Annotated in this window: 17 protein-coding genes and 1 pseudogene; 6 read left to right on the top strand and 12 right to left on the bottom strand. The window is 42.9% G+C overall.

All coding sequences use genetic code 11. The features are described 5' to 3' along the window. Positions 1–12 precede the first annotated feature (12 nt). From cydA to aspS, 5 genes are all read right to left on the bottom strand, one after another. Complete coding sequence (gene cydA, locus A9260_RS00645; protein ID WP_068695166.1) at positions 13–1,602, bottom strand: cytochrome ubiquinol oxidase subunit I; 1,590 nt, start codon at positions 1,600–1,602, stop codon at positions 13–15. Between the two features lie 341 nt (positions 1,603–1,943). Then, entirely contained in the window at positions 1,944–2,954 is a 1,011-nt protein-coding gene (gene ruvB, locus A9260_RS00640; protein WP_068695164.1) for a Holliday junction branch migration DNA helicase RuvB, read from the bottom strand. 3 nt (positions 2,955–2,957) lie between these two features. Continuing rightward, positions 2,958–3,572: a Holliday junction branch migration protein RuvA gene (ruvA, locus tag A9260_RS00635; protein WP_068695162.1), complete on the bottom strand. Its 615-nt coding sequence runs from the start codon at positions 3,570–3,572 to the stop codon at positions 2,958–2,960. A 103-nt stretch (positions 3,573–3,675) separates the two neighbouring features. Next, positions 3,676–4,197: a crossover junction endodeoxyribonuclease RuvC gene (gene ruvC, locus A9260_RS00630; protein ID WP_068695161.1), complete on the bottom strand. Its 522-nt coding sequence runs from the start codon at positions 4,195–4,197 to the stop codon at positions 3,676–3,678. A 72-nt stretch (positions 4,198–4,269) separates the two neighbouring features. After that, positions 4,270–6,045: an aspartate--tRNA ligase gene (gene aspS, locus A9260_RS00625; RefSeq protein ID WP_068695158.1), complete on the bottom strand. Its 1,776-nt coding sequence runs from the start codon at positions 6,043–6,045 to the stop codon at positions 4,270–4,272. 267 nt (positions 6,046–6,312) lie between these two features. Here aspS and cmoA point away from each other — a divergent pair, with 267 nt between their 5' ends. Continuing rightward, positions 6,313–7,038 carry a carboxy-S-adenosyl-L-methionine synthase CmoA gene (cmoA, locus tag A9260_RS00620; protein ID WP_068695156.1) on the top strand — a complete coding sequence of 242 codons (726 nt, stop codon included), beginning with the start codon at positions 6,313–6,315 and terminating at the stop codon, positions 7,036–7,038. 500 nt (positions 7,039–7,538) lie between these two features. Here the strand turns inward: cmoA and torA are convergent, their stop codons facing one another. Genes torA through torE form a run of 3 tightly spaced genes read right to left on the bottom strand, consistent with a single transcriptional unit; the run spans position 7,539 to position 11,419 of the window. Continuing rightward, complete coding sequence (gene torA, locus A9260_RS00615) at positions 7,539–10,004, bottom strand: trimethylamine-N-oxide reductase TorA (protein ID WP_068695154.1); 2,466 nt, start codon at positions 10,002–10,004, stop codon at positions 7,539–7,541. Between the two features lie 19 nt (positions 10,005–10,023). Then, on the bottom strand, positions 10,024–11,208 hold the full coding sequence (gene torC, locus A9260_RS00610; protein ID WP_068695152.1) for a pentaheme c-type cytochrome TorC: 1,185 nt from the start codon (positions 11,206–11,208) through the stop codon (positions 10,024–10,026). 43 nt (positions 11,209–11,251) lie between these two features. Next, complete coding sequence (gene torE, locus A9260_RS00605) at positions 11,252–11,419, bottom strand: trimethylamine N-oxide reductase system protein TorE (RefSeq protein WP_373604465.1); 168 nt, start codon at positions 11,417–11,419, stop codon at positions 11,252–11,254. 479 nt (positions 11,420–11,898) lie between these two features. Here torE and A9260_RS00600 point away from each other — a divergent pair, with 479 nt between their 5' ends. Both A9260_RS00600 and A9260_RS00595 read left to right on the top strand, forming a co-directional pair. Then, on the top strand, positions 11,899–12,132 hold the full coding sequence (locus A9260_RS00600) for a TIGR02647 family protein (protein WP_068695148.1): 234 nt from the start codon (positions 11,899–11,901) through the stop codon (positions 12,130–12,132). 1 nt (position 12,133) lies between these two features. Then, a complete protein-coding gene (locus A9260_RS00595; protein ID WP_068695146.1) occupies positions 12,134–12,994 on the top strand; it encodes an NAD-dependent epimerase/dehydratase family protein in 861 nt (286 codons plus the stop codon). Positions 12,995–13,079: 85 nt separating this feature from the next. On the opposite strand, the gene mukB is transcribed toward A9260_RS00595, so the two are convergent. The 4 genes and pseudogenes from mukB to A9260_RS00575 all read right to left on the bottom strand — a co-directional run bounded on the left by mukB (position 13,080) and on the right by A9260_RS00575 (position 20,223). Then, positions 13,080–17,534: a chromosome partition protein MukB gene (gene mukB / locus A9260_RS00590; RefSeq protein WP_068695144.1), complete on the bottom strand. Its 4,455-nt coding sequence runs from the start codon at positions 17,532–17,534 to the stop codon at positions 13,080–13,082. Next, entirely contained in the window at positions 17,531–18,223 is a 693-nt protein-coding gene (gene mukE / locus A9260_RS00585) for a chromosome partition protein MukE (RefSeq protein WP_068695142.1), read from the bottom strand. Before mukE ends, mukB begins: the two co-directional genes overlap by 4 nt. After that, positions 18,204–19,556 carry a chromosome partition protein MukF gene (gene mukF / locus A9260_RS00580; RefSeq protein ID WP_068695140.1) on the bottom strand — a complete coding sequence of 451 codons (1,353 nt, stop codon included), beginning with the start codon at positions 19,554–19,556 and terminating at the stop codon, positions 18,204–18,206. The genes mukE and mukF overlap by 20 nt, the downstream gene beginning before the upstream one ends. Continuing rightward, a pseudogene (locus A9260_RS00575) lies at positions 19,557–20,223 on the bottom strand (methyltransferase domain-containing protein). A gap of 178 nt (positions 20,224–20,401) precedes the next feature. Between A9260_RS00575 and elyC the strand changes: the two are divergent. The 3 genes from elyC to purR all read left to right on the top strand — a co-directional run bounded on the left by elyC (position 20,402) and on the right by purR (position 23,066). Continuing rightward, positions 20,402–21,169 (top strand): envelope biogenesis factor ElyC, encoded by a 768-nt coding sequence (gene elyC / locus A9260_RS00570; RefSeq protein ID WP_068695137.1) that lies wholly within the window; start codon positions 20,402–20,404, stop codon positions 21,167–21,169. An 85-nt stretch (positions 21,170–21,254) separates the two neighbouring features. Continuing rightward, the gene (gene torD / locus A9260_RS00565) at positions 21,255–21,905 is read left to right on the top strand and encodes a molecular chaperone TorD (protein WP_068695135.1); all 651 of its coding nucleotides are present in this window, start codon (positions 21,255–21,257) and stop codon (positions 21,903–21,905) included. Positions 21,906–22,052: 147 nt separating this feature from the next. Continuing rightward, a complete protein-coding gene (gene purR / locus A9260_RS00560; RefSeq protein WP_068695133.1) occupies positions 22,053–23,066 on the top strand; it encodes an HTH-type transcriptional repressor PurR in 1,014 nt (337 codons plus the stop codon). The last annotated feature ends 158 nt before the right edge of the window (positions 23,067–23,224 follow it).

Raw genomic sequence — 23,224 nt, 5'->3', positions numbered from 1 at the left:
TATATTCCCTTATTATGCATCAACTTGACGGCCGATTTTGGCTTTCGCTTCATCGTCGTTATCTTGTTCAAAGTGGTAACGGCCTGTTTTAAGACTGCTTGGCCCTTTACGTGAGAATTTCACCATTAAGTAAACTTCTGCAATTAGGAACACAGTATAAAGCGCAAGAATCGCACCTAACGATGCCCATAACTGGCCAATAGTGAGTGACGAGGCTGCAACATGAACAGGTAAGATTTCACCTACAGCCCAAGGCTGACGTCCAAATTCTGCCACAAACCAACCTGCTTCTATCGCAATCCATGGTAGAGGAATGCTCCATAGAGCCGCTTTTAGTAGCCATGGTTTTTGTTCGATTTTTTGACGACAAGTTTGTAAGAATGCCATACCAAAGACAAACAGCATCACGAAGCCACACGCAACCATTAAGCGGAATGACCAGAACAGAGGCCAAACGGTCGGAATAGAATCATCAGCAGCTGCTTGAATTTGCGTTTCAGTCGCATCAACAACTTTGTCGGTGTAACGTTTTAGCAGTAAGCCATAACCTAAATCATGCTTAACTTCATCAAATGCGGCTACGTTTGCGTCTGAGCGATCGCCAGAGCGAAGTTTTTCAAGCAATTCATAAGCGTACATACCGTTACGAATACGATCCACGTGCTCTTCACGAAGGTCACGCAGACCCGTTACTTGTGTATCAATAGAACGTGTTGCCACAATACCCATTACATAAGGGATCTTGATAGCGTAATCCGTTTCCATTGTTTCTTGGTTAGGAATACCAAACGCGGTAAAGGCCGCTGGTGCTGGCTCGGTGTGCCATTCAGCTTCAATTGCAGCAAGCTTCACTTTTTGCACGTCACCAAGCTCATAGCCTGACTCATCACCTAGTACGATAACAGAAAGGATTGCAGCCATACCAAATGATGCAGCAATCGCAAAAGAGCGGCGCGCAAATGCAACGTCACGACCTTTTAATAGGTAGTATGAACTGATACCAAGAACGAACATCGCACCGGTGGTGTAACCTGATGCAACCGTGTGAACAAATTTAACCTGAGCAACTGGGTTTAGAACCACCTCAGCAAAGCTCACCATTTCCATGCGCATGGTTTCAAAGTTAAATTCAGCGCCAACTGGATGTTGCATCCAACCATTAGCGACCAAGATCCACAATGCTGAGAAGTTAGAACCTAAAGCAACTAACCACGTCACCATTAAGTGCTGACGTTTTGACAGTCTTTCCCAACCAAAGAAGAATAAGCCAACGAAAGTGGATTCTAAGAAGAATGCAACTAATGCTTCAATGGCAAGCGGTGCACCGAAGATGTCACCTACATAATGAGAATAGTAAGCCCAGTTTGTTCCGAACTGGAACTCCATAGTAAGGCCAGTAGCAACGCCTAGAGCAAAGTTAATACCAAATAACTTACCCCAAAATTTGGTCATATCTTTGTAAATTTGCTTGCCTGTCATCACATAGACAGATTCCATAATGGCAAGTAAAAAAGCTAGACCTAGCGTTAATGGTACGAAAAGGAAATGGTACATTGCTGTCAGTGCGAATTGTAATCGCGACAGATCAACGACATCTATCATAAAAACTCCTTGTGTGTCTTCCCAGACACAGTTTCAACTTAAAACACAAAGTTAAACCAAACCGATAATTGTTAAATAACCGTATTAATGATTAATCTTCTGCTAATTAATTATTAATATGTTGTTAAGCAACCCCTAATATATCTGGCAAGTATCTTATAGGTTTAGCTTGTTGGTTTCAAAGGCTTTATTTAGAAAAATGCTTTGATTTAAATCAAGAATAATAGCGAGGTATCGTATTTTTATTGAGCATAAGGAGGGGAATTAACAGGCAATACGCAGTATGAAACACAATAATTGACGTATAAATAAAAGGGCTATTACAGCCCTTTAACATAAGATTAATCTTTAAGGTCGAAGCCGAAATGCAAATAAGCGCGGTCTGTCACAATTCTACCTCTTGGGGTTCGTTGTAAGTAACCTTGCTGAATCAGATATGGCTCAAGAACATCTTCAATAGTGTCCTTTTCTTCGCCAATAGCTGCCGCCATATTATCAAGCCCGACAGGGCCACCGTTAAATTTCTCTATAATGGCTAAAAGTAACTTTCTATCCATATAATCGAAACCTAGGCTATCAACATCAAGCATATCTAAAGCTTTATCAGCAATGTTTGAATCGATATGCCCGTCGCCTTTAACTTCAGCGTAATCTCGTACTCGTCTTAATAGACGGTTTGCAATACGTGGTGTTCCTCGGGCGCGACGAGCAACCTCTATAGCGCCAGCCTCTTCCATGGATAAGTTTAAACAATCCGCACTGCGCTGAACAATGTGCTGCAAGTCTTCAATCTTATAATATTCAAGACGCTGAGTGATACCAAAGCGATCGCGCAGTGGTGACGTTAAAGAGCCCGCGCGAGTGGTAGCGCCAATTAAAGTAAAAGGTGGTAAATCAATTTTGATAGAACGCGCCGCAGGGCCCTCTCCTATCATGATATCCAACTGATAATCTTCCATTGCAGGATAGAGTACTTCTTCGACCATTGGGCTTAAACGATGTATCTCATCAATAAACAACACATCATTTTCTTCAAGGTTGGTTAACAGAGCCGCTAAGTCTCCGGCTTTTTCCAATACAGGACCTGAAGTAGTGCGGATACTGACGCCCATTTCATTGGCAACGATGTTAGCCAAAGTCGTCTTACCTAAGCCCGGAGGACCAAAAATAAGCAAGTGATCTAAAGCTTCACTGCGCATTTGCGCCGCTTTAATGAAAATCTCCATCTGACCACGCACATGGTCTTGTCCTCGATAGTCATCTAACTTCTTTGGACGAATGGCTCTATCTATCGCTTCTTCGTCTTTAAAGACAGGGTTATCGGGCGCAATCAGTCGGTCTGCTTCAATCATTCATTACACCATCGCTCTAAGGGCTTCTTTGATGAGGGATTCACTCTTCATTCCAGGTTTTGCTATTTGTGAAATCGCTTTTGATGCCAGCTGTGGTTTATAGCCCAGTGCTAATAGAGCACTGACCGCTTCATCAATAGCACTTTCATCGGTAGAGAGACCGCCATTTATTGGAGCGGCGTCAGTAGCAGGAGTAAAGAGATCGCCTGCGCCCCACCCTTTGAGTCTATCTCGCATCTCAATGACTAGACGTTCGGCGGTTTTTTTACCGACACCCGGCAGTTTTATCAGGGTTGATATATCTTCGTTTTCGACACAGCTAACAAATTGGCGAGCGGTCATGCCAGATAAAATACCAAGCCCCAGCTTAGGACCAACGCCATTAGCTTTAATCACTTCACGAAACAGTGCACGTTCACTAACGCTATTAAACCCATACAATAACTGAGCATCTTCGCGCACAACAAAATGCGTATAGATAATCGCTTCTTGACCCGTTTCAGGCAATTCATAAAAACAGCTCATTGGCATTTGTACTTCATAACCAACGCCACCGACTTCAATTAAAAGTTCTGGGGGCTGTTTTTCGATAAGGGTTCCACGTAAGCGTCCAATCACTGTTTCGTTCCATTAGCTAGTTGTAATGATAGTGATGATAATAAATAACTGGACGGATAGCCAGTACTTAGGGCAAATAGCCTAGGGAGTTTTGGTGGACAAGTTAACGGTAGCGGCCACGTCTTGCTGAGGTGGCTTTACCGGCCAACGCAATCAGTGTTTTATTGGTGTTGGCATGACAAATTGCCACCCCGAGCGCATCGGCAGCATCCGCTTGTGGTTTAGCTGGAAGCTTCAACATTTGCTGAACCATATGTTGCACTTGCGCTTTATCTGCGCCACCTGTTCCTACTACAGCTTGTTTGATCAATCTTGCCGCATATTCAAAGACGGGCAGATCGGCATTGACTGCCGCCACAATCGCGCTGCCTCTTGCCTGACCAAGCTTTAATGCAGAATCGGCATTCTTAGACATGAACACTTGCTCTATGGCAAATACATCCGGTTGAAACTGGGTAATGATTTCACTTACACCGGCGTAAATTTGCTTTAATCTACCGGGCAGTTCTTTTTCCGACATTCGAATACAACCACTGCCTAAATATTGCAAGTGTCTGCCGTTTTGACGAATCACGCCATAGCCTGTAATTCTGGAGCCGGGATCTATACCTAAAATAATCGTCATAGATGTTTTCTTTCCCTTTAAACAAAAACTCCCGCCATAATAGCGGGAGTTTAGACTGATTAGACGTGACGATTATTCACTGTCTTTTTTCGCAATTTTCACCGCGATTGATAACTCTTCTAATGCCGCTGGGTTTGCAACGCTTGGCGCATTGGTCAACAAGCAAGACGCATTGGTTGTTTTCGGGAACGCAATCACGTCACGAATGTTATCAGTACCACAAAGTAGCATCACCAAACGATCTAGACCGAACGCAAGTCCTGCATGTGGTGGTGTACCAAATTTAAGTGCTTCAAGAAGGAAGCCAAATTTAAGTTGCTGCTCTTTTGCATCAATACCTAGAATATCAAATACTGCTGCTTGCATTTCTGCATTGTGAATACGAACAGAACCACCACCCACTTCATAGCCGTTGATAACCATATCGTAAGCATTAGAATTTGCCTTCGCAGGATCTGCTTTTAGCTCTTCAGCCGTGATACCAAGTGGTGAGGTAAATGGGTGATGCATTGCACTTAGGTTACCCTGAGCGTCTTCTTCGAACATTGGGAAGTCAACAACCCAAAGTGGTTTCCAAGCAGAAAGATCGGTAATTTCAAGATCGATACCCACTTTAAGGCGCAGTGCACCAAGTGCTTCAGAAACGATATTGGCTTTATCTGAACCAAATAGAATAATATCGCCAGTTTGTGCGTCAGTGCGCTCAAGAATACCGTTGATTACATCTGCGTTTAGGAACTTAGCCACTGGAGATTGAACGCCTTCAGCGCCTGCTGCGCGATCGTTCACTTTCATCCATGCCAAGCCTTTAGCGCCATAGATGCCAACAAATTCGCCATAAGCGTCAATTTGTTTACGAGAAAGTTTAGCACCGCCTGGTACACAAAGTACGGCTACACGGCCTTTCTCATCATTTGCAGGACCAGAGAACACTTTAAACTCGACGTCTTTTACAAGATCAGCAACATCGACAATCTCTAGCGGGTTACGCAGATCCGGCTTATCAGAACCAAAACGGCGAATTGCTTCGCTAAATGGCATCACTGGGAACTCGCCAAGATCGACATTTAAAAGCTCTAACCACATATCGTGAACCATCTTCTCTGTGGTTGCACGAACTTGGTCTGCACTCATAAATGATGTTTCGATATCAATCTGAGTAAATTCAGGTTGACGGTCAGCACGCAAATCTTCATCACGGAAACATTTAACGATTTGGTAGTAACGGTCAAAACCAGACATCATTAGCAATTGTTTAAACAACTGCGGAGACTGTGGCAAGGCATAAAAGCTGCCTTTATGTACACGACTTGGTACAAGATAGTCACGCGCACCTTCTGGTGTCGCTTTAGTTAGTACAGGTGTTTCAATATCTAGGAAGCCATTGTCATCTAGGAAACGACGCACAAAGCTTGATGCTTTAGCACGCAATTTAATGCGATCACTCATTTCTGGGCGACGCAGATCAAGATAACGATATTTTAGACGTTGTTCTTCAGAGTTCTTTTGGTTGAAATCAAGAGGTAAAACATCAGCACGGTTGATGATCTCAAGACCCGTTGCGATGATTTCAACTTCACCTGTTGCCATATCTTTGTTGACTTGGCTATCAGGACGAACACGTACTTCACCCGTTAGCTTGATGCAAAATTCGTTACGTAATTGGTTAGCAATTTCGTAGGCATCCGCCATATCTGGGTCAACAACGACCTGCACGATACCTTCACGGTCTCGCATATCGATAAAAATAAGACCGCCTAGGTCACGGCGACGGTTTACCCAACCGCAAAGTTCGACAGTTTTTCCTGCTAGGGTCTTGTTTAGTTGACCGCAATAATGGCTACGCATATTGAATTTCCCAACTCTTTTCTAATAACTATATAAGGTTCTATCGAGAGAATAAGATCTCGACGCAATTAACCGATATTTATACTCGGAAATAGCCCTAAGATCGACACTCAATACAAATTTTTATGCACTTAATGGTGGCTTTGCTTTGTTTTTGAACAAGGATAGAGCAAATCCCCCCTCATAATCGGAATTAATCACGAATAATGACAGTGGCGCAGGTTTTCTCTAAACTTACGCTGTCTTAATTTACACAGTACGATCCCAATGAGCACAGATAAGATTTTTTCCGCCCCAATTAATAAAATTGGTGACTTTACTTTTGATGAACGCGTTGCAGAAGTATTTCCAGATATGATCCAACGTTCGGTGCCTGGATACAGCAATATCATATCGGCCATTGGCATGCTTGCGGAGCGCTTTGCTACTGAAGGTTCGAATCTTTACGATCTTGGCTGCTCTCTTGGCGCCGCTACCCTATCTATGCGCCGCACGATTACGACCGATAACTGTCATATTATTGCCGTAGATAATTCATCAGCGATGGTTGAGCGTTGTCGATTACATATTAATGCTTATAAAGCAAAAACACCGGTTGAAGTACGCGAAGCGGATATTCGTCATATCGACATTCACAATGCATCGGTTGTGGTGCTCAACTTTACGTTGCAGTTTTTGTCACCAGCTGATCGACAGGCGTTACTAGAGAAAATCTATCAAGGTTTATTGCCCGGCGGCATTTTGATTCTTTCAGAGAAGTTTATCTTTGAAGACCAAACCTCACACGAATTACTTATCGACCTACACCACGACTTTAAACGTGCCAATGGATACAGCGAATTAGAAATTAGCCAAAAGCGCAGCGCCATTGAAAATGTCATGCTACCTGACAAGATAGAAACGCATAAACAGCGCTTCGCTAATATAGGTTTTAGTAGCAGTGAAGTTTGGTTCCAATGTTTTAACTTTGGCTCTATGTTTGCCATCAAATAGTTAAACCGCGGTTAACCCGATAGTTCAGTTTGATTTAGAGAGTGTCGATGCTGCCATTCCTTCATTTAACATACAATAACATTATTACCACTTTATCTATGCAAAAGTTTACATATGCAAATGTCTAATTTTTATTGCATTTTGCAAATGCAAATTGCGAACTGCATGTGTAGAAATGAAATTTATAAATAATAACAATGACTTACCAATGGCTACGCAAATGTGGCACGCATCATGCATAAAAGAGAGTGACCCTTTTAAGCCAAGGATCACCTAGCCAACTGACGTTGTTAGTGAACTGATTATTGTTCACAAGAATATAAGCCGATCGCATGATTTTTCGTGGTCGGCTTTTTTTTCGTCTGCAGCTTTTTTTTGCTTTTGTTTTTACTTTTTGTTTTTAGTGAGCGTTCCTCTTTATAAATAAAAAAACATCGCCAACGAGTTATCGTAAGCGATGCTAATTTTAGTCAATAATAATAGGTTCTAGCACCGTGATATTATGACTCTTCTAATGGTCCACCAAAGGCTGTCACAGGTGGCGCTTCACCTTTAAACTTCTCAATATTCACAATGCAGGTATTGGCCGAGGTCGCCTGTGCTAATTGTGAGGATGGAATGTCTTGGGTTAAGGTATTAGGATCGCCATAAGTATCAATGGCACCCACTTTCTCATTCAGCGGCCCATACCATGCACCCTCTTCAATTCTGATCACACCTTCAGGGTAATGTTCATCAACCACAGCTCCAGCAAGAAGTTGCCCACGATCATTAAACACTCGGATTAAATCGCCATCTTTGATGCCTTTAGCTTTAGCGTCTTTAGGATTTAAGTAGCAAGGTTCGCGGCCTTGAACGGCGTACGTTGCTCTAAACTCTTCTGATTCACACATTTGCGAGTGTAAACGTTTATCCGGGTGACATGACTGTAACCAAAATGGATGCTTTTTAGAGCCCGGCCCACCATGAGAGCGTTCCGTTTTTTCAAACCACATCGGATGGTCTTGACAGTGTTCATAGCCAAAACGCCCAATCGTTCGGCTGCTGATCTCAATAAAGCCTGACGGCGTACCCAATGCACTAATCTCAGGATCTTCTCGAAAACCTGCATGGCGAGTCCACGGTTTGCCTTTACCAAAGTCTAAAAAGCCTTTTTGCCAAAATTCATCAAACTCAGGAAGATTAAAGGCTGCATTGGCCGCTTTACAGTCATCATATAAGTGTTTCACCCATTCCATCTCTGACATACCTCGGGTGTAGTCTTTGTCTCTGCCCCAACGTGCGGTTAGCTCAGTCATAATGTCAAAGTCTGTTTTGGACTGAAACAATGGATCCACTAACTTATGCATTGCCACTAAACCCCGTCCAGAATAAGCGCCATAGCCATCAATATCATTACGCTCAAATTGGGTACACGCAGGCAGTACTATATCGGAAAAACGGCAGGTGGCCGTCCAAGCAAAATCGATGGTGACTAGCGTCTGTAGGTTTTTAAATGCCGCTTTCATGTTGTTGCGGTCTTGATGATGATGCCAAGGGTTATTGCCGCTCACGACCATCATTTTAAATGGTGGTAGCGTTACTTCTTTGCCATTAGCTTGAATTTTTTTACCCGGCTCTTTTAAGCAATCAATCCAACGCGCCACCGGTATCACACTGCTGTAGCCTTTATAATCTTTATTGGTGTATTTGGGTTCTTGCCCGGTATCAATATTAAGTGGATATGAACCTGGCGCGCCAAATCCTGTCGATGAAACCCCAATACCTGAGTAATGGTGCCCATAAGATACACCACCGCCCGGTAGGCCTATTTGACCTATCATTGCCGCCAGCACCGCTCCCATCCAATAAGGCTGCTCTCCGTGCTCTTGTCTTTGAATACACCAGCCAAACAGTATCTGTGTTCGACCATTGACTAGCATCCGAGCAAACTCACGGATTTTATCCGCTGGCACACCGCATATTTTTGATGCCCACTCGGGAGTTTTCTCTACTTTATCTTTAGATTCACCGGTAAGATAAGCGGTAAACTCTTTAAAGCCTAAGCAGTACAAATCAATGAATTTAGCGTCGTAGATTTTTTCTTTATATAAGGTGTGCGCAATACCGAGCATGAACGCCACATCGGTTTGCGGGTTAACGTACAAGTGCTCATTATTAAGGTATTGCTGGGTTTTATTTTTAACCGGATCAACCGAGATGACGTTGATCTCTTTGTTAGCGACTTTTTGTTTCAGCTGTTCGAGATATTCAAAAGACTCGTGAGTTTCACACGTCCACCCCACTTGTAAATTTTTAACTGGATCATTTGCCCAGATAATGATGTTTTTACTGTTATCTAAAATAAGCTCCCATGATGTACCTTGCGCATACACCTCTGTAGAACCTAAAACATAAGGCAATATGGTTTGCCCTGCCCCTGTTGAGTAATCCCCTACTTTTTTAACCGAGTAACCATGCAGACCAATTGCTCTTTGCATATGGTTGTTACAACTGTGCATTTGCCCTGTTTGACGCCAACCAGTTTGACCGGCATGCAGCGCCCAAGGACCATAATCTTTTTGAACCCGCTCTAGTTCGCGATAAAAAAGATCTAAGGCTTCATCCCAAGTCACCCGCACGAAGCGATTATTACCCCGAGTATCGGCAGAGTACTTATGTTTTTTCAGCCAATCTAAACGAACCATAGGATAGCGCACTCGAGATGGACTATAGATAATCCCTTTAATACCGTTGAGCATCTCGGTCGGGTATTTATCCACCTCTAATGGCTTAATTTCTTGTACTTTACCGGCCCAGATTCTTGCTCTGAACGCGCCCCAATGCGAGCCTGATGTTTTCCATACGCCTTCGGCTGCAGTACCCGCGATTGCAGAGTTAGAAACAAGTAAACTCGGACCAATAATCGATGCGGCCGCACCCGATGCACCTAACCCTTTCAGAAAGCTTCTTCGTGATAATGACATTATTTCTCTCCGCCTAGGGTTAGTGATGCTCATCTGAAAAATCAGATGAATGTTTCTGTAGGTATTTCAATACCAAAGCTTCACTATCAGTATCTAGATTTACAAATGCTGACATACCATTGAACATACCGGGCCATGCATTGGCCGTGAAATGAGCTGGCGCTGGTTGCGTGTGACAGGTTGAACAATTCACTTTATAAGACTCTCCAGCACGTGACCAAATCTCCTCAAAGCCTTGCACCAAAGATTCAGGTTTCATCCAAACCGTTGCCACGACTCGACTCCAAGGAAGCCCCGTTAGCTCATCTTCTTGCTCTTCAAAGCTTTGCACAATTGCATCATTTTGCGCCGATTCTTTAAGCAGTGACCCCACTGGAATATTCATTCCAAAGTCTTCTTGAATCACCCGTCCAAAGCCTTTGTCTTTGCGCCAACCGCTGATTTGCACTTGCAAAGCAGTATCAGTCACTTTAAGTACTTTAATTTCTGAAGCAGGATTAAGTAGCCCCGCCTCTACAGACAGCTTTTCATCTTCATAAATAGGTAAATGACGAACAGAAACATAAGAAGCGTCTTTTGCAAAAGAGGTAGAGTGAGCAATCTGTTCAAGCTCACCAATTAAGCCACCAGATGAGTCCATATCTTTAGGTAGACTGTGAGCGATGCCTTTATGACAGTCCAAACAGCTTTGATCTCGCTCTGCTGCTTGCTTCATTTGAATACGCGCAGTTGGAGACATGGCATCAAAGTCCATCGAGTCATATTGGTGACAATTTTTACATTCTAAAGATTTATTAGCAGAGAAACGGTTCCATTCATGGCGAGCTAATTCAAAACGACGTGCTTCAAATTTTTCAGGAGTGCCTAAGTCGCCAAAAATTTGTGCGTAGACTTCCTTAGAGGCTTGCATTTTACGAGCAATTTTTGCAGTCCATTGATGAGGTACGTGACAATCTGGACAAGTTGCTCTTACCCCTGCATGATTCTTCCAATGCACAGTGGTTTGCAACTCTTCGTATACATTGTCGCGCATGGTATGACAGCTAATACAAAACTCTTCAGTATTCGCCGCTTCTAAAGCCGTGTTAAATCCACCCCAAAAAATAACCCCAGCGACAAAACCACCTAAGGTGAGTACCCCAAGGCTAATATGCTTAGCCGGACGACTCATGGTTGTCCAAAGTTTAACAATTAGTGATTTCATTTTAATCTCACTCTTCCGTTGCAGATGTTAGATGATCAGTGCTCTATCCATGAGTACCTGGAGGCCCTAATACAAAGACCTGAAGCATCCAAACAACAAAACCATAGCCCCCAACAAACATGACACTTAAAACGGGGAAAAGAATGACGGCTATAAAAAGAAACGCTTTCCATTCTAAAGAGTGTTTCTCTTGCTCTTGAATTGTACTCATATCACTCACCTACATTGCTTAGTTTCGATTGCCACTCTTAACGCAGCAAGAGAGCAACTGGAATTCGAACCATATGCAAACAGCCGCACACCGTGATTAAAATTTAGACTAAATTTAAGCTTAGTGTGTGAAAATCACTCAAAACAAAGCACAAGCAACAGCAGTAAAGCATTGTATGACGTCCGCTTTTAATGGGTATTCTTTTTACTGATGGTATTTTTTGAATATGGCACATGGTTATCCACAATTATTGTGGATAAAAAGTGTAAAGACTTACCTCGCCTAGGGTGAGAGAGAGTCAACGATAAATTTTACTTTTTTGACGCTCTCATGACATGAGTCATGATTTTACTTTTTCAATGACTAAAGCGAGCAACAAATAAGCAAGCAGTGGATAGAGGTAACGTTTTTCGTCCCTGAGTGTTGATTCACTTGCATTCCAGTTCTAATGTGTTTGAAAGAATCAAAAAGGAACAGATATGAAATTTAATCAATTATTGGTCGACGAACTCAATCTACTAATGCAATTCGATTTAAACAGCGCAGCAACTGGTATCAAAGTTCATAGTGATGCGGCAGAAAATATTCAACTGGCGATTAAGAGTCTATTTGATAAAGGCCTATGTACTCTTTGTGATGGTGGCTACCTGACCGAGGAAGGCATTCAAATTGCTGAGCGTGCAGATAAGATACTAAGGGCTCTTAGCCACTAATATGGCCTCAGTATTAATTATAGGCGCAGGTTGGCTTGGTCGTCCATTAGCCAAACAGCTCTGCGCTTCTCAGCATAATGTCTATGTCACCAACTCTCACTCAGATACTGTTCAACAAAGTCAACAGCAAGGCCTTAACGCCTACCAACTTGATTTCCCTATACCAACGACTGCCTCACTCTGCTCGTTAATCGAGCAATTAGATATTGATACGATCATTGGTTGTATTACCCCTGGATTTCGACGTAGTGCAGAGTCTGACTGGGACAGTTACGCCAACAATTGGCAACAGATATGCTCAGCCGCCAGCCAAGCTGGAGTCAAAAAAGTCATCATGATCAGCTCAACGGCTGTCTACCCTTCAGTGAGTGCGTCTTTAACTTCTGATCATACAAAAAATACCATGCAAGAAAGCAACGCTAACCTTGAGTTATCGTTAAATAATGACACTTTTTCACAAAAGAGCCGTGCATTATTACAAGCTGAGAAAAAGGTCATTGATTGCCCTGTCGAGCACTGCATCATTCGTTGTAGTGGATTAGTTGATGACATTCGTCACCCTTCTCGCTTTGCTTCTCGTCTACGCTCAGTCAGTCGCCTTGCGCCTGCAAATATGCTGCATAAACTAGATGCTATCGGAATTATTGAATTTGCCCTGAACGAGCACTGGCATGGCATTGTAAATGCATCAACACCAAATACTTGCGATAAAGCGCAGTTTTACCAAGCCGCAATCACCGCCAGTAATGAAGAGATTGAGTTGCCAGAGATTGTCGATATACCTGACAAAAAAATCGACAGCGCATTATCACAGCAACTTGGCTATCAGTATCAGTTTCAACATACGTTAGATCTGTTGTGATAACAGACGCATTTAAACCACACTTAAAAAAATAACCGCCATAATGACAAGCATTATGGCGGTTATTTGTTTTGGCTAACTGAAACTAAATTAGGTCAGCTTCACTCACCGATTCGCTCTCTAACGATTTTTGTCCAAAGCCTCGCAGTCCAACCACATGCACGTGTTCGTGGTCTTTAAAGACTTTACGAACCAGTTTGTAGGTGGTGCCTTTTTCTGGACTAATATTCTCAGGCGCAGCAATAAGCAACTGCATATTCAGACGATCACACAGCTCAAATAAGGTGGCGATAGATTTGGCATCCAAACGCGCCGCTTCATCTAAGAACAATAAACGACATGGCACAATATCTTTGCTACGCAGACGACGAGATTCTTCTTCCCAGCTCTGCACAACCATCAATAGGATAGACTGACCAGTACCGATAGCTTCACCGGTTGATAGTGCGCCAGACTCAGCTTGTAACCAGCCTTCTGAACCTCGATTAACCTCAACACCCATTGCTAGGTAATTACGGTAATCCAACAGTTCTTCACCCAAGATTTGCGGCGAACGCTGACCCATATCGATATGCGGGTTAACACGTTGGAATAATTTCGCCATCGCTTCGGAAAAGGTTAAGCGAGAGTTATCAAATAACTGCTGATGGGCTTTATCAGGGTTTGCCAAGCTATCGAGCAATATTTGATGACTTTCACGAATCTCAACGTTAAGTCGCACCCCTTTTACCTGACCAAAATGAATATTAGACAAGCCTTGGTTAAGGATGCGAATACGATTTTGTTCACGCTGAATGGTCTTTTTAATAATGCTCGATACTGACTCAGAACTGATCGCTAAGCGATTTTCACGCTGATTGAGCTCTTCGGTCAAACGGCCAAGCTCCACTTCCATCTCTTCAATGGCTTCAACAGGATCATCGGTGCGAATAATATCTTGGCGAATACGTTCACGCAGATATTGATACACAGCAATATAGAATAATACTTTACGTTCTGGATAAGCGGTATCTTCTGAGGCGCGTAATGAGTCACGCAGTGAATCATCGTTGGCGACGGCTAAACGAAGCGCACCTAAAGATTTATCTGACATAGAGCGAAGTTCACCCTCAGATAAATAAGCAAGCTCACGCTTGTGCAGACGACGCTCAACATCATGCTCTCGTGCCAGTTTAAGTACCGAACACCAACCCGCTTTTGCTGTAACTACGAATGTGCGCAGTTCTTGATAATCTTTTTGTTGCTTCTTCAGGGCTTTAGTTGCGCTACGAAGCTCCATCTCTGTTGCCGTCAGTGTCTTTTGCATCTGCGATTGAGCGCCTCTAGAGGTCTCAATACGTTGCTGCAATGCTTCTTTACGGCTATGAGCACGATCCAAAATGCCTTCATCTAAAATCACACCAGCATCATTGAGCTCCTGACGAAACTCTTGAACTGTCTCAGATTTTGCTTGATGAGAGCTTTTTAGCGTTGCCAAAAGCTGATTATATTGCTGGAACTGTTGCTGAGTCTGCTTAAAGCTCACTCTTGCGCGATCTTTTTCTTGCTCTGCTGTAGCCAGTTTTAACTTAAGCTGCTCACTAAGTTCACTGCTTTTATCCAGTAACTGTACCGAATCAGCGTAAGCAAAGTGCGCTTTACGTCCTAAGACATTTGATAAGGCGAAAGTTTTTTGCTTATTCAATTGCAGCGCTTTATCTAACGCATCGTATTGTGCTTGCAACGCATCAAATTGCTCAGGATCGGCATCTAAGGCGTTAGCGATAGGTTCAAGCTGTTGCAAGGTTTTGCCAAAGCGTTCTAAGTAACGTTTACTTTCATTAAGCTCTTGCAGTTTTGCTTCTACTTCTGCAACACGTTCCGCCAGCGTCACATCTTCTAATAGATGCAAAGAAGGTGAGATCTTATCTAGTGCAAAGAGTGCTTTCTTGCCTTTAGCTAACGCTTGTTTATGTTCATTCTCAGCCGATTGCAGCTTAGAAAGTTGCTCAATAAGCGTATTACGTTGGCTACGAAGTGAATGAATGCTTTGCTCGGGATCATCCTCAAAAGCCACTTGGGCATGATTGGCAACAAAGTCATTGAAAGATTGGTACAGACGCTGCGCTTTTTGCGCATCAAAAGAGGCTTTAGCGTAATCTTCAACAAGCTGATCACGCTCTTCACGTAATGTTTCTAAACGTGATTCACGAGCAGCACGGCCAAATAAAGGCACTTTCGGGAAGCGAGAAAAACGCAATTGTTGCTCGCTCACTTGTACGCATACTGCGCCCTCAAACTCTTCCACTTCAAATTGGCTGTCATCAAAGGCATCGACATCCCCTTCAAGGATATAAACATCATCTGGACAATCATCAAATTCGACCAAGCGTTCTTTGATTCCGCTCATGTCCGACACCACAATAGCGTGGCGCGCAGGGCCATACATCGCACTGAAATACGGTGCATCTTGTAAAGTGATGTCATCGTAAATTTCAGAAAGTAGAACACCACCCACGCTGTCTGCCAGTGCTTTAAGGCGAGCATCATTCGCCCCGCCTGGTGCGGCTAATGCTTCAATTTCTTTTTCAATATTACTGCGACGAATCGCTAAAGCATCTTTGCTTGCAAGTAATGACTTTTCAGTTTCAAGTACTTGCTGCATTGCAGCCATCACCGATTGCGCATCGGTTAAGGTAGTCTCGGTGTGCTCACTGATCTGCGTTAATGCATCATTGGCTTTAATCCATTTTGGCGCAATAGATTCAAAGTGCTGAATATCACTATTAATCTGTTTTTCACTGCGACGCATTTCTAGCAAGCTTTCACGGCCTGATTCTATGCTCTGCTCCGCCGTTTCAATCACTTGAGATTGGCGTTCATATTCAACTTCTAGATCCGCTTCGTCTATCAGTTGCGCGGCAAATTGCTGTTGATAATCGGCCACCAGCGTTTGCACGTTTTTCTGTTTTACTAACGCCTTGCTCATCTCTTGTTTCTGAGATTGCCAATGACTTAATTGCTGAACGTCGTTGTTGGCAGAAACCGCTTTGGCTAATGCACTTTTGGCAAAGCTGGCTGCGTCATTACGAGTGCAATCTGCATCCAGTGTTTTCACCAAATTAAATGCATTGTTAAATTGCTGAGCACCGGCTGAGTTAATATCCAGCTTATGCTTTAGTGACAAAATTTGACTGGTTTGCGATTGTTGCTCCGCGCTAAGCTCGGCAATCAGTGCCGGAACAAAATCGACGCTATCAATCTCTAATCCACACAATTCACGCGTGTCTTGCAGTGCTTTAATCGCTTGTTGATATTGCAAAGCTCTTGTTTGCTGAACGTCTAACGCTTGCTGATAATCTGCCAGTTGCGATTTAAGGCTATCAACTTCTTGCTCGGTTAATTCGCTTTGCTCTTCTGCGGCAATTAACAACTGTTGCGCTTCTTCAACCACCATGATTTGTTCTTCAAGGCGCTCACTTAGCTCAACTAAATCATCTTCGTAGCGGGCGATTTTCTGTTGCTGTTGCAATGCACTTTGTACTAACTGCAGGTAATCTGTCGCTGATTGATGATCTTGTTCTAGCGCTGAATACTCTTCTAAAACCGCATCCAGTTGCTGCTGGGTAGCGTTTAATAACGCATTGTTATCTAAGATTTGCTGACGATTATTAAATAGCTCAGAACGCAGCCCTAGCGTAGCTTCGAGTTTAGAGCGACGTTGATTAGCATGGCGCATATAATCCGCTGCGACATAGCTGGTCGACTCGGTAAGCAAATGCTTAAATAAATCTCGATCTGCTTGAGTATTTTTTATCGCTTCAAGCGTAATGCGGTTTTCACGAAGCGCCGATTCCATATCTTGGAAAGCTTTCTTCACCCCGCCATTTTGTGGCAGTAAGTAATCACGCAGTGAGCGAGTAATGGTGCTAGAAATACCACCATACAGTGATGCTTCAATAAGACGGTAGAACTTAGAACGATCGCTTGAATTACGCAGTTTCTTTGGCACTACGCCAAAATCAAACATTTGTGCGTGGTAATCAGTGATTGAGTTAAACGCTTTAAATTGCGCACCTTCAATTTGTGCTACGCGCTCTTTAACATCATTTAACTGACAAACTTTGGCTTGTGTTTCATTGATGGTTTCAATGAACAGTTGCGCCGCTTTTACATCACTTGGCAAACCTTGGATTAAGAAAGGTTTGATATCGACTTTCTTATCTCGGCCGGCAATCTGTTGCAGTTTCACCGCAAAAACTAGACGCTGATTACGTGAATTCACCACTTCAAGAGCGGCATAACACACGCCCGGTTGCAGCTTTCCGTATAAACCTTTATCACGCGAAGCTTGCGAGCTACCCGCTTCAGTAGTGTTTCTAAAGTGCAGTAAGCTTTGATCTGGAATAAGAGTGGTAATAAATGCTGCCATGGTGGTGGATTTACCAGCACCGTTACCACCGGATAATGTAGTGACAAGACTATCGATGTCAAAAGTACGCGCAAAAAAGCCGTTCCAGTTCACCATCGTCAGTGATTGATATTTACCTCTTTCAATCATGCTTGTTCCTCATTTTTAGGTTCATCCAGTAAACTACCTTGCTGCATATCTTCCGCAGGGACGGCTTCACCGTCTCTAATTAAGCGCATTTGCGCTTGTTGCACATCATCGCCAATGCGCACATCGGCACCAAAGCGAAACACGGCTTCACTAATGCGAAATTTATCCCCTTCGCCAATAGGCAATAACATCCCTAAACGTTTTAAGCGGCGTAGAGAAGTGCGCACTTTGTCGTACAACTTTTCTTTGTCTAAATCGGTACCTGTCGCTTTATTCGTGACAAATCTCATTAATGTGGCGTGATCGGCAATCGAGACCAATTCATCGAACATTTCTTGATTGCTAAAGATACCTTCTTGCGCCAAACGTTCTGGGCTTAGGTATAGGAAACACAATACTTTACCCACCAGCATATCCAGTTCTGAAAGAACGCTACGACTAATTAATGTCGTAGAGCGAGGACGTAGGTAAAAGAAGCCTTCAGGGGCGCGCACTAACTCGGTATTGTATCGCTGATAAAACAGCATTAAGTCTGTTTCAAAGTCGCACAGCAGTGCGTGGTTATCCATATCATCTTGTGTGATGTGGCGACCAGAGCGAAGCAAGCTATCTAACGCTGGAAACAGCGGATTGGCTATCGCTCGTACCAGATTATCTGGCATATAAGTATCAGAATTTATTGATGACATTCGCTTGTACCTTTGCGCCATAGTCGTTAATTGATTGCCAGTCTGGCTGTATCGCTGCGTAATCTTGCTCGGAGTAACCCAACTTAACGGCTTGATCGACCACTAAGCGAGCCAAATCAAAATGGCTTGCTTTGGAGTGAGTGGCAAGATAGTTGGTAAGCACTTCACCAAGGTCAATTTTCGCACCGTGCTGTTTATGACTGAGCAGCATTGCTTTGACTTGTTCGGCTAACTCATTGGTCACTTGTTGCATCTCTTGGTATTCCACCTCTGGTGGCAATATTCCAAGAGCTTCATCGTTACTCAAGACCATAGATTCATCTCTAAGATCTCGTAGACGCTCAGCATCAGCAAAAGTTAACAACCATGAATTAGAACCAAAATCTTTGATGGATTGACGTAGCCTTTGACTGAACGCTCTGTTCTTATCCATATCAATTGCGGTACGGATGAACTTATGCACATGGCGGTCATAACCTATCCATAAATCAATAGATTGCTGTCCCCAGCTAATGATGCGATCAAGTTTAATTTGCAAACTAAACAACACCGCATCGATATAATCGAGGTCTTCTTTGCCATACACCAATTGCTGTAGGGTCAATAGCTGTGATTGCAGCTCATCTCCAGCGGCTTGTAAAGATGATTGCAATTCGGTCAAAGTATTCGATGTTGCAGAAAGCAGCGTTTCACAGTGGTGAATGGCTTCACGCCAGTCCTGATTTAACAGTTCAGCGATTTCCGCTTTAACTTGGTGCTGCTCTTCATCCATGACCCGTTGGTTAAGGTCAATTTGATCAAATATTTCCGCAACTGAATATTTAAGAGAACCATATATCTCTTTACGCCAACCTTCTATCGAAGGCATTCTTTCGGCAATTTCAACTACCGATGCCAGTTCTTTGCCCGCTAAGGTCAATTGGATTGACAATTTCAGTTTAGAAAACTGACGATGACGTAAATAATATTCAGTAATGCCGACCGCTAAAGGTGAAAGACGATAGATGCTATTGCCTTCTTGTCCTTCGCTGGTAAAACGGCTAAGCAGTCTTTGTGCGACCAGACTATTAATGGCGTTGTTTGCTTTAAACGCATTATTTGCGCCACTTTCAACACCATTAAACTCTCGTTGTACTATGGCAAATGCATCATGCAATTCACCTTCAGCCAACTCTTCGTCAAAGCGTTCTTTACTTAATAGGGCGATGGCCACCAAAAAGCTCAAGTGCTCACTGTTTAAATTGAGAGAGAAATCGTGTTGTTTAACCCACCCGACCAGTTCATCGACTGTTGTCTGCTCGTTTTGTTGCCCTTCAGGGGAGAGTTGACTCATTCAGTTCCCTACTGTTTTCTTTTGAACCCAAACATGAATATATCTTCCTAATGAAAGGTTCTGTTCTACATAATTGTTGCTCTAATTGCATCAAATCATCTTGACTGTAGTCACCCACATACTGAGTGTACCCAATGTCGTCATAAAATGAACGTATACCTGACTTGCCACAAATATGTAATCCAAACGCTTCTGAGCATTTGCTTCTGAGCATTGGCTTCTAACCATTGGCGTGCACTATCAAGTAATACCAAGTTTTGGCTGCAACTTGAATTCTTTGCGGTGGCGCGTTCCACGACCACATGAAACAAAATTAGACCACTGGTTACTCAAGATGCTGATTGAGCTCTTGAATTGGCGCATGAATAAATTGATACTGCTCTAGCAAACTGTCATGTGCAATCTCTTGCTTACCCAAAGAGATCATTTCGTTAGACACATCACACAATATTATATTGCGTCCAAGCTCGGCCAGTATTTATGACATTTGTGCTAAACCTCCCCCTGCATCCAATGCAGTGAGAGGTTTTGAGTGACCAGTAATCTGAGATATGATTTGCGGTAAATCATCCCAAACAATAGTCTGACGGATATTGCCTTTGTTTGAACCGTAAACATTTTCGGCAAATTTGTGGGCAATATCGTCGAAATTACGATCTTGTGTCACTTTCAATTCATGTATGATGGTATTTGAGTGTGTTTCGTATTGTGTCACAAGGGCGTCAATAATAAAGAGGGGCTGTCTATTTGAGCCTTTGATCGATTAAAAAAGCGACCAAATGCTTAATCTTTTTGCATGTGACGCATGTTAAACCCAACATAATCTAGGAAATGGTTTCACCCACATGTTTGAATTAAAAAAAATCGTTACCGCGTTTCTTATGCCATTACCTGCAATGCTACTTGTGGGTTTTTTTGGCTTGGCGCTCGTTATGTTCACACGACAGCATAAAGCCGGTTGCATATTTATCTTCGTGTCTCTTGTGTCTATTTTTGCTATCTCTTTTCAGCCTGTTTCCACCTACTTGCTCAAACCATTAGAACGAAAATATACGGTTTTTTTACCGCCTGCCGAAAGCTTGGATTACGTTATGGTACTGGGGAGCGGTCATGTCGTTGATCCGCAAATTCCACCAACCTCCGAGCTCAGCAGAACCGCTTTAATGCGTCTAAGTGAAGGGATTCGTATTTTGCGTATGTACCCCGGCGCAAAACTTATTTTATCGGGCTACTCTGGCGGCTCTGAAATGAGTCAAGCTAGAATGATGGCTACAGTTGCTTTGGCCCTTGGCGTTTCAAAATCAGACATCATTTTATTAGAAACAGCGCAAGATACTTGGGAAGAAGCAAGACAAGCTGCAGGGTTTGTCGAACAAAAACATATGGCACTGGTCACCTCCGCAAGCCACATGGAACGCGCCCTAGGTGAATTTCACAGTGCTGGTTTAGAACCATTGCCAGCACCAACTAACTATCTTGCTCAATCCAATATCGAACAAGCTTGGCAAAAATATACGCCACAAGCTCGCTACCTTGAGCAAACCGAGCGTTATTGGCATGAAACCATGGGGATCTGGTGGCAACACGTGCGAGATCTTGCCAGCGGAGAATAACTGGCTGATAATTTAATTATTGAACATTTAAAGGCTATCTTTACAGATAGCCTTTTCTTTTATTCAGCAGAGATAAAATTTACTTATGCAGGAACTTAAGCAGTTTAATGAACAACGAGCCGAGATCTATTGGTGGTTTTCTAGCTTATTCTCAAAAGAGTTGACTGAGGATGACTTAGCCGCTTATCAATCACCTGATGTTAGGGGTTTCTTAGCTGGATTAGCCGAAAATAGTGAACTAACTCAAGCAGTCAATCGTTTGGTTGACGCCCTCAATCGACTACTTGATAGAAATGATGCGCAATTGGAACTGTCTGCGGATTTTTGTGACTTGTTTTTAACCTCAGATAAGTATGCTGCACTGCCCTATGCCTCTATCTATTTAGATGAAAGCAAATTATTAAACGGTAAGCCTGCTCAAGCAATGACAGCGCTGATGTTAGATAAAGGGATTGTCATAGACAAAAGCTTTAATGAACCTGCCGATCATCTGGCAATAGAGTTGGATTTTTTAGGCAATTTAATCATCCGCTCAAATCAACTTGAAACAGAGGCTCACTTAGAAGAGGCTTTTGCCGAGCAAAAAGCCTTTATTGAAGAACATCTGCTGACTTGGATTTTGCAGTTTTCTGAAAACTGCACCCAATATGATGAGTTTGGGTTTTATTCGTCAGTGGCCGAGCTTTTAGTGAAATTTTGTGAAATAGACAGTCATTACCTTACTAATCAAAAATAGATTCACACAATGATCATAAATGCATTGTCAGTAGTACATTTTCTGGCTAGACTGCCCCGCGCAAACGTTTGCAGGATGACACTTAAATACTAATCTCTTCTTAGTAAACCTGTTTTCTCACTATTCTTTTTATTTACAAGGTACCGCATGGCAACCATAAAAGACGTCGCTAAACTGGCTGGTGTATCAACCACCACTGTTTCTCACGTTATCAACAAAACTCGTTTTGTTGCTGAAGCAACACAAGGGCGAGTAATGGAAGCAGTAAAAGAGCTTAATTATGCTCCAAGTGCGGTTGCCCGTAGTTTAAAGTGCAACACGACACGCACCATTGGTATGTTGGTTACCCAATCAACTAACCCTTTCTTTGCTGAAGTGGTTGATGGTGTAGAAAGCTACTGTTATCGCCAAGGCTATACACTAATTTTATGTAATACCGGTGGGTTATACGAAAAGCAACGTGACTATATTCGAATGCTTGCCGAAAAGCGAGTAGACGGCATTTTAGTGATGTGTTCTGACCTGACCGAAGAATTACGTCAAATGTTAGATGCTCATCCTGGTATTCCAAAAGTGGTAATGGACTGGGGCCCTGAGTCCTCTTCTGCCGATAAAATTATTGATAACTCGGAAGAAGGTGGTTACCTAGCAACCAAACACTTGCTAGAAAAAGGCCATACTAAAGTTGCTTGTCTTACTGGTCAATCTGAGAAACTGGCCTGTATCGAGCGCATTGGTGGTTACAAACGAGCTCTTGCAGAAGCTAAAATAGCCCTGAATGAAAACTTCATTTTTGAAGGTAACTTTGAGTGTGATACAGCCGTAGAAGCTGCGGATAAACTGATTACTATACCTGAATCAGAAAGACCAACAGCGGTATTTTGTTTTAACGATATTATGGCTCTTGGCCTAATTAGTCGCTTGCGACAACACGGTATTTCAGTACCTGATGACATATCGATTATTGGTTATGACAACATTGATCTTGCGGCTTACTTTTCTCCTCCGCTAACCACCGTACATCAACCAAAACGTCGTGTCGGTAAAACAGCATTTGAAATTCTGCTCGAGCGCATTAAAAACAAAGAGCATGATCGTCGCATCTTTGAAATGCACCCTGAACTGGTAGAACGCTTAAGCGTTAAAAACCTTAACGCTTAGTACCAATTAAATTGCTCATGAACGAAACAGGTAACGTAAGTTGCCTGTTTTTTTATGCCTATCACTTTTATACTCGTACCAATCACAGTAATTAAGTGGTCTGAAATAGTGCACGGTTTAGAGAAATTTACATGATAAATGAAAGTTTTTTATTTCTA

Source organism: Vibrio sp. UCD-FRSSP16_30 (assembly GCF_001676025.1).
Classification (GTDB): domain Bacteria; phylum Pseudomonadota; class Gammaproteobacteria; order Enterobacterales; family Vibrionaceae; genus Vibrio.
The sequence above is the reverse complement of the archived record's forward strand: the minus strand, read 5'-3'. Positions and strand labels throughout refer to the sequence as shown.

Bases quoted from the DNA above. Each gene is read 5' to 3' on its own strand.
- cmoA (WP_068695156.1), top strand. From the start codon at position 6,313: ATGAGCACAGATAAGATTTTTTCCGCCCCAATTAATAAAATTGGTGAC.
- purR (WP_068695133.1), top strand. From the start codon at position 22,053: ATGGCAACCATAAAAGACGTCGCTAAACTGGCTGGTGTATCAACCACC.
- torC (WP_068695152.1), bottom strand. From the start codon at position 11,208: ATGAAATCACTAATTGTTAAACTTTGGACAACCATGAGTCGTCCGGCT.
- mukE (WP_068695142.1), bottom strand. From the start codon at position 18,223: ATGTCATCAATAAATTCTGATACTTATATGCCAGATAATCTGGTACGA.
- mukF (WP_068695140.1), bottom strand. From the start codon at position 19,556: ATGAGTCAACTCTCCCCTGAAGGGCAACAAAACGAGCAGACAACAGTC.
- torE (WP_373604465.1), bottom strand. From the start codon at position 11,419: ATGAGTACAATTCAAGAGCAAGAGAAACACTCTTTAGAATGGAAAGCG.
- A9260_RS00600 (WP_068695148.1), top strand. From the start codon at position 11,899: ATGAAATTTAATCAATTATTGGTCGACGAACTCAATCTACTAATGCAA.
- A9260_RS00595 (WP_068695146.1), top strand. From the start codon at position 12,134: ATGGCCTCAGTATTAATTATAGGCGCAGGTTGGCTTGGTCGTCCATTA.
- aspS (WP_068695158.1), bottom strand. From the start codon at position 6,045: ATGCGTAGCCATTATTGCGGTCAACTAAACAAGACCCTAGCAGGAAAA.
- ruvC (WP_068695161.1), bottom strand. From the start codon at position 4,197: ATGACGATTATTTTAGGTATAGATCCCGGCTCCAGAATTACAGGCTAT.
- elyC (WP_068695137.1), top strand. From the start codon at position 20,402: ATGTTTGAATTAAAAAAAATCGTTACCGCGTTTCTTATGCCATTACCT.
- torD (WP_068695135.1), top strand. From the start codon at position 21,255: ATGCAGGAACTTAAGCAGTTTAATGAACAACGAGCCGAGATCTATTGG.
- mukB (WP_068695144.1), bottom strand. From the start codon at position 17,534: ATGATTGAAAGAGGTAAATATCAATCACTGACGATGGTGAACTGGAAC.
- cydA (WP_068695166.1), bottom strand. From the start codon at position 1,602: ATGATAGATGTCGTTGATCTGTCGCGATTACAATTCGCACTGACAGCA.
- torA (WP_068695154.1), bottom strand. From the start codon at position 10,004: ATGTCATTATCACGAAGAAGCTTTCTGAAAGGGTTAGGTGCATCGGGT.
- ruvB (WP_068695164.1), bottom strand. From the start codon at position 2,954: ATGATTGAAGCAGACCGACTGATTGCGCCCGATAACCCTGTCTTTAAA.